Below are 6942 nucleotides of genomic sequence, written 5' to 3' on the forward strand. Positions count from 1 at the left end.
TCAAAATATGCCTCCGGGAGCCGCCGCAAGCAGGCGGCGGGTGTAGTCGTGCTGGGGATGGGCATAGAGCTGGGCGGTCGGCCCCTCTTCCACAATCTGCCCGTGGTGCATGACGACAACGCGGTCGCACAGCTGGGCGGCCACGCGCAGGTCATGCGTGATGAACAGCAGGCCCAGGCCGAGCTCGACCTGGATCTCGCGCAGCAGCTTCAGGATTTGGGCCTGCACGCTCACGTCCAGCGCGCTGACGGCTTCGTCGGCCACCAGCACGCGAGGCCGGCAGGCCAGCGCACGGGCAATCGCAATGCGCTGGCGCTGCCCGCCGGAGAACTGGCTGGGGTAACGCTGCAGACCTTCGGCCGGCAGCCTGACTCTGTCCATCAAACTGGCTGCAAGCGCCAAGGCTTCTGCGCGACTAGCACCGAAATTGATAGCGCCTTCGACAATCGAGTCACCGACCTTGCGACGCGGATTGAGCGAGCGATTCGGGTCCTGGAACACCACCTGCACCTGGCTGCGCAAGGGCCTGAGCTGCCCTTCGCTGAAGTTGGCCACGTCCAGCACGGCGCCTTTCTGGTCGTCCCGCTGGCCCTGCATGGTCCGGCCCCACAACACCTGCCCTTCCGTGGGGTCGATCAGCCGGATCAGGCAGCGCGCCAGCGTCGATTTGCCCGAGCCGGACTCACCGACAATGCCGACGGTCTCGCCGGCGTGCACCGCCACCGACGCCGCCTGCAGCGCGTGGGTGAGGCGGCTGCGGCCCAGCCAGTCGCGGGCGCTGTAGGTCTTGCTGACCTCCTGGCCGCGCAGCAAGGGCGGGCCTTCGGGCGCGGGCCGCGCCGGCGGCGGCGTCATGCTGGGCACCGCCGCGAGCAGCATTTTGGTGTAGTCCGCCTGCGGCCTGAGCAGCACTGCGTCGCGCGTGCCGTATTCGACGGCCTTGCCCTGGTGCATGACCAGCACCTCGTCGGCAATCTCGGCCACCACACCCATGTCGTGCGTGATGAACAGCACGGCGCAGGCCTGGCGGCGGCCGCTGGACCGGTCTTCCTGCAGCTCTGCAATCAGCTTGAGTATTTCTTTCTGCGTGGTGACATCCAGCGCCGTGGTCGGCTCGTCGCAGATCAGCAGGGCCGGCTGCAAAATCACGGCCATCGCAATCACGATGCGCTGGCGCTGCCCGCCCGAGAGCTGGTGCGGGTAGCTGCGCATCATGCGCTCGGGCTCGGGCAGCTTGACACGCCGCACGATGTCCAGCACCGCTTCGCTGCGCCGCTTGGCGCCCCAGTCGGTGTGCTGCCTGAGCAACTCGTCGATCTGGTCGCCGCAGGTCATCACCGGGTTCAGCGCCGTCATCGGCTCCTGAAACACCATGCCCATGGCCTGGCCGCGCAAGGCGCGCAAGCGTTGGCCCGACGCTACCAGCAAGGACTCGCCCTGCAGCGCAATGCTGCCCGCCCCTGGCTTGAGTTCTCGTGCCAGCAGCCCCATCACGGCCGTGGCCATCACCGATTTGCCGGAGCCGGATTCACCGACCACACACAGCGTTTTGCCCGGGTAGATACGCAGGCTGACGTCTTCGACCGCATAGGCCCGGTCGCTGCCGGGCGGCAGGGCCACATGCAGTTTGTCGATGACCAGGACGGGTTGGTGGCTTGTGCTCATGGGCTGCGTTTGGAAAATTTCGGGTCCAGCACATCGCGCAATCCGTCACCGAGCAGGTTGATCGCCAGCACCGTCGGCACCAGAAACAGGGCGGGAAACAGCACGTTGCCCGGGTACTGGGTGAACTGCACCCGGCCCTCGGCCATGATGTTGCCCCAGGTCGGAATGTCGGCCGGCAGGCCCAGGCCGAGAAAACTCAGGATCGCCTCGGTCAGCACCGCCGACGCGGCGACGAAGGTGCCCTGCACAATCAGCGGCGCCATCGCATTGGGCAAAATGTGCCGCCACAAAATCACCGGCGTCGGCGTGGCCAGCGCCCGCGCCGCTTCGACAAAAGGCTCCTCGCGCAAGGTCAGCACCATGGCCCGCACCAGGCGCGTGACACGCGGGATTTCAGGAATGGCAATGGCCACCACCACCGTCCACAGCTGCGCGCCCAGGGCCGCCACCAGCGCGATCGCCAGCAAAATGGCGGGGATGGCCATCAGCCCGTCCATGAAACGCATCAGCACGGCATCGACCACGCGAAAGTAGCCGGCCAGCATGCCGAGCAAGGCCCCCACGCCAATCGCCACCGCCGCGGTGAACGTCGCCACCACCAGCGAGGTGCGCGTGCCATACAACACGCGGCTGAAAATATCGCGGCCGAAGTTGTCGGCGCCCATCCAGAAGGTGTGCGGCACGGCCGTGCCGTCGAGCTGCGAAAACTGGCCGTGCACGCCGGCAGCGGTGTTGATGTGGGCCGAGTCCATCGCCGCCGGGTCCACCGTGCCCAGCACGGGGGCCATGGCGGCAATCAGCAGCAGCAGGCCGAGCACCAGCACGCCGAAACGGAAAGCGCTGTTGCGCCAGAGCCTTTGGAAAAGTAGTTGCCAGGCCTGCATCAGTAGCGAATCCTCGGGTCCAGAAACAGGTAGCTCACATCGACCAGCAAATTGACCAGCACATACAGCAGGCTGAAAAACAGCACCAGGCCCTGAATCACCGGGAAGTCGCGATTCAGCACCGCGTCCACCGTGAGCGAGCCCAGGCCGGGAATGGAGTAGACGGTCTCGGTCACCACCACGCCGCCAATCAGCAACGCGACGCCAATGCCGATCACGGTGACGATGGGCACGGCGGCATTGGCCAGCGCATGGCGCATCAACACCTTTGACTCGGCCAGGCCTTTGGCGCGGGCGGTGCGAATGTAGTCTTCGGTCAGCGCCTCGGACACGCTGGCGCGCGTGACGCGGGCAATCAGGGCCACATAAATCATCGCCAGCGTGAGCCAGGGCAACACCAGCTGGCGCGCCCAGGTCCAAACGCCCTGCCCGTCAGCGCCGAACAGGCGCCGGTAGCCCTGCACCGGGAACCATTCGAGCCGCACGGCAAACACGTAGATCAGCAGGTAACCGGTGACAAACACGGGAATGGAAAACCCGGCCACCGAAAAGCCCGACAGCAGCCGGTCCAGCCAGCCCCCCATGCGCCAGGCGGCGATGGTTCCCAGCGGCACCGCCACCAGCACGGCCAGCAGCAAGGTGCCCACTGCCAGGCTCAGCGTTGGCTCCAGCCGCTGGACAATCAGTTCGGTGACGGGTTTGTTCAGGTAAAACGAGTAGCCCAGATCGCCCTGCAGCACATGGCTGAACCATATCCAGAACTGGGACAGCAAGGGTTTGCTCAAACCCAGGGCTTCGCGGATTTTTTCGATGTCTTCGTTGGTCGAGTTGTTGCCGGCGATTACTGCGGCAGGATCGCCCGGCGTCAAGCGCAGGATCAGGAAGACCACGACGGCAACGACGAGAAGGACGGGGATGGTGGCCAGCAGGCGCTGCAGCAGAAATCTCAGCATGGGGATTTGTCGCCGGACTGTACCTTGATTGTCATGCCGGACCTGATCCGGCATCCATGACGCGCGGGCCTGGATTGCGGGTCAAGCCCGCAATGACAATTCAACGAACGCACCAGCTTAGTTTTTCTTGATATTCCAGTAAACCTGCGCGCCACCCGGCACCAGCCCGGAGATGTTTGTCCGCAAAGCCGCCGGATTGTTGTACTGGCCCAGATGCACATGGGTTGCGGTTTCTATCGCCCTCAGCTGCAACTGCTCGGCGAGTTTTTTCTTCTCTGCCTCGGTGCCCGCCTGGGCGAACTTGGCTTTGAGCTCTTCGATGACCTTGTCGTCCTGCCAGCCAAACCAGCCCTTGTCGCCGGTGGCATTGAGCATGGCCATGGTCAGTGGGTTTTGAATGTCGCCGGCCGTCCATGCCGTCATGAAAGCGTTCCAGCCGCCTTTATCGGGTGCATCTTTCTTGGCGCGCCGGGCCAGCAGGGTGGCCCAGTCGGACTGCTGCATGTCGACCTTGAAGCCGGCGGCTTCAAGCTGCTGCTTGGCGACCAGCGGCAACTTGGCAATCGACGCCAGGTCGGTGGGCCGCATCAGGACCACGGGCTCGCCCTTGTAACCGGCTTCGGCCAGCATCTGTTTGGCCTTGCCCGGATTGGCCATGCCGGTGTAAATGCCGGCGTTGTCACTGGCATAAGGCGTGCCGCAAGGGAACATGCTCTTGCAGAATTTGTACATGCCCGGGGCGCCCACCTGCGTTTTCAGAAACGCCTCCTGGCCCATGGCCACCATCGCCGCCTGTCGGATTTTCACGTTGTCAAACGGCGCATGCAGGTGGTTGAAGCGGAAGATGTACTGCAGGCCGGCCGGCTGGGCATCCACAATCTGCACATCCTTGGCGGCTTTGAGCGAGGCGTACTGCTCAAAAGCGGGTTGCTCGACGATGTCGACCTCGCCGGCAAGCAACGCGTTGTACTGCGTCTGCGGGTCGCGGATGATGACCCACTCGACCCGGTCCAGGTAAACGGTTTTTCCGCCGGTGGTTCCGTTGGGGGCCTCGGTGCGCGGCTTGTATTTGTCATTCTTGACATACACCAGGCGTTCACCCGGCTTGTACTCGGCGCTGACGAACTTGTAGGGGCCGGAGCCGATGTTTTCCTTGATCTGCTCGCTGCCCGGCGTGGCCGCAATGCGGGCGGGCATGATGAAAGGCACGTTCGACGAGGGCTTGCCCAGTGCTTCGAGCATCACGCCAAAAGGCTGCTTGAACTTGAGGACAAAGGTTTTGGCATTGGGCGTTTCATAACTGTCCAGGCTCTTGGCCATGACGCCGCCAAAGCTGTCGCGACTGGCCCAGCGTTTGAGCGATGCCACCACGTCCTCGCTGGTCACGGGTTTGCCGTCGTGAAACTCCAGGCCGTCACGCAAGGTGAAGGTCCAGACCTTGCTGTCTTTGGACGCGCTGAAGGTGTCCACCATCTGCGGCTTGACCTTGCCTTCCAGGTCGGTCCCGAACAGCGTGTCATAAATCATGTAACCGTGGTTGCGGGTCACAAAGGCCGTGGTCCAGACTGGGTCCAAAATGGTGATGTTTGCATGCGGAACGACCTTCAGCGTTTTCGTCTGCGCCTGCGCGGCAAGGGGCAACAGCAGACCGGACACCAGGGTAGCCGAGGCGGCCAGGGCAAACAGGGAGCGACGTTTCATGACAAATTTCCTTCGACGCAAGAGTTGGAATATTCAGACAGGAAGCACAAAGCTGCTTTGTAATGTAACCATACTCCCGATGCAATATTCAAGCCACGTTATCCAAAAAACAACATGAGTCTAAAAAATCTGATCACCGATTGGCCTGCGACGGAACTCTCGCGCGCCATCCATGCGCGCCAGGTCTCGTGCCGCGAAGTAATGCAAGCCTACCTGGAGCGCATAGCGCAACTCAACCCGGCGCACAACGCGCTGGTCAGCCTGCAGGAGCCGCAGCTGCTGCTGGCGCAAGCCGATGAACGCGATGCGCAACTGGCACCCGGCAAAGCGTCCGCGGGAAGCATGGGCTGGATGCACGGCATGCCGCAAGCCATCAAGGACCTGACACCGGTGCAGGGCCTGCGCACCACGCTGGGTTCACCGCTGATGCAGGATGTTGTCGCCAAAGAAGACGGCCTGATGGCCTCGCGCATGAAGGCGGCGGGCTGCATCGTGGTGGGCAAAACCAACACCCCTGAATTCGGGCTGGGCTCGCACACCTTCAACGAGGTGTTCGGCGTCACCCGCAATGCTTACGACACACGCAAGAGCGCCGGCGGCAGCAGCGGCGGCGCCGCCGTGGCCTTGGCCACACGCATGCTGCCGGTGGCCGATGGCAGCGACTTCATGGGCAGCCTGCGCAATCCCGCGGCCTGGAACAACGTGTTTGGGCTGCGGCCCAGCCAGGGCCGCGTGCCGATGTGGCCCGCGCAGGACGTCTACCTCAGCCAATTGGGAACCGAGGGGCCAATGGGTCGTACCGTCAAAGACGTGGCCATGTTGCTCAGTGTGCAGGCCGGCTGGGACGCGCGCGCGCCGCTGTCCATTGCCCAGGATGGCAGCCAGTTTTTGACGCTGCCCGCGCTGGACGCCAAACACACCCGCATTGGCTGGCTGGCAGACCTCGATGGCTACCTGACTATGGAGCCCGGCATTCTGGCAGTCTGCGACCAGAGCCTGCAGCGCCTTGAACAGCTGGGCTGCGCGGTCGAAGCCGCTGCGCTGGGAACGCCGGCGGACCGGGTCTGGCAAGCCTGGCTGGTGTGGCGGCGCGCGCTGGTGGCCACACGCATCGCACCGTTTCTGCTGCAGCCTGGCAACCGCGAACGGATCAAGCCGGAAGCCTTGTGGGAATACGACCAGGCGCAGGGCCTGACTGCCAGCCAGTTTTTTGCCGCCAGCGCGCAGCGCAGCGCGTTTTACCAGCACATGCTCACGCTGCTGGAGCGCTACGATTTTCTGGCGCTGCCCGCAGCGCAGGTCTGGCCGTTCGACGCCGGCGAGCGCTGGCCCGCCCAGATCAACGGCCGCGCCATGGACACCTACCACCGCTGGATGGAAGTGGTGATTTACGCCAGCTTCGCCGGCCTGCCCTGCATCAGCGTGCCGGCAGGCTTCAGCGACCAAGGCCTGCCGATGGGCCTGCAGCTCATCGGCAAGCCCGGGGCCGACCTGGCGGTGTTGCAGCTGGCGCAGGCTTATGAGGGCGCTGCGCAGGACATTCTTCAGATCACGCCTAGGGTCCGCTGAATCGCCAACATCTTGTTGTTCACGGCGCCTGCCGTCCCTTGGTCAGACTCAAAGCCGCCAGTGCCATGATTTTGGCGCTGTCCACCAGCTCCTGAATGCCCACGTATTCGTCGGGCTGGTGCGCCAGATCCAGGATGCCCGGGCCGTAGGCAATGCAGGCATCAAGCTTG

The 6942-nt window shown here is 63.9% G+C and carries 5 protein-coding genes; 1 reads left to right on the forward strand and 4 read right to left on the reverse strand.

Going from position 1 to position 6942, the window contains the following annotated elements; translation table 11 throughout:
• The 4 genes from V6M61_RS11400 to V6M61_RS11415 all read right to left on the reverse strand — a co-directional run bounded on the left by V6M61_RS11400 (position 1) and on the right by V6M61_RS11415 (position 5203).
• Positions 1-1665: an ABC transporter ATP-binding protein gene (locus V6M61_RS11400; RefSeq protein ID WP_332776694.1), complete on the reverse strand. Its 1665-nt coding sequence runs from the start codon at positions 1663-1665 to the stop codon at positions 1-3.
• Positions 1662-2549, reverse strand: a complete 888-nt coding sequence (locus V6M61_RS11405) for an ABC transporter permease (protein ID WP_332776695.1) — start codon at positions 2547-2549, stop codon at positions 1662-1664. Before V6M61_RS11405 ends, V6M61_RS11400 begins: the two co-directional genes overlap by 4 nt.
• Positions 2549-3502 (reverse strand): ABC transporter permease, encoded by a 954-nt coding sequence (locus tag V6M61_RS11410; protein WP_332776696.1) that lies wholly within the window; start codon positions 3500-3502, stop codon positions 2549-2551. Before V6M61_RS11410 ends, V6M61_RS11405 begins: the two co-directional genes overlap by 1 nt.
• A gap of 117 nt (positions 3503-3619) precedes the next feature.
• Complete coding sequence (locus tag V6M61_RS11415; RefSeq protein ID WP_332776697.1) at positions 3620-5203, reverse strand: ABC transporter substrate-binding protein; 1584 nt, start codon at positions 5201-5203, stop codon at positions 3620-3622.
• Positions 5204-5317: 114 nt separating this feature from the next.
• On the opposite strand from V6M61_RS11415, the gene V6M61_RS11420 reads away from it, so the two are divergent.
• Positions 5318-6772: an amidase gene (locus V6M61_RS11420; protein ID WP_332776698.1), complete on the forward strand. Its 1455-nt coding sequence runs from the start codon at positions 5318-5320 to the stop codon at positions 6770-6772.
• Positions 6773-6942 lie beyond the last annotated feature (170 nt).

This window comes from Polaromonas sp. (genome assembly GCF_036676035.1).
Taxonomy (GTDB): Bacteria; Pseudomonadota; Gammaproteobacteria; order Burkholderiales; family Burkholderiaceae_C; genus Polaromonas.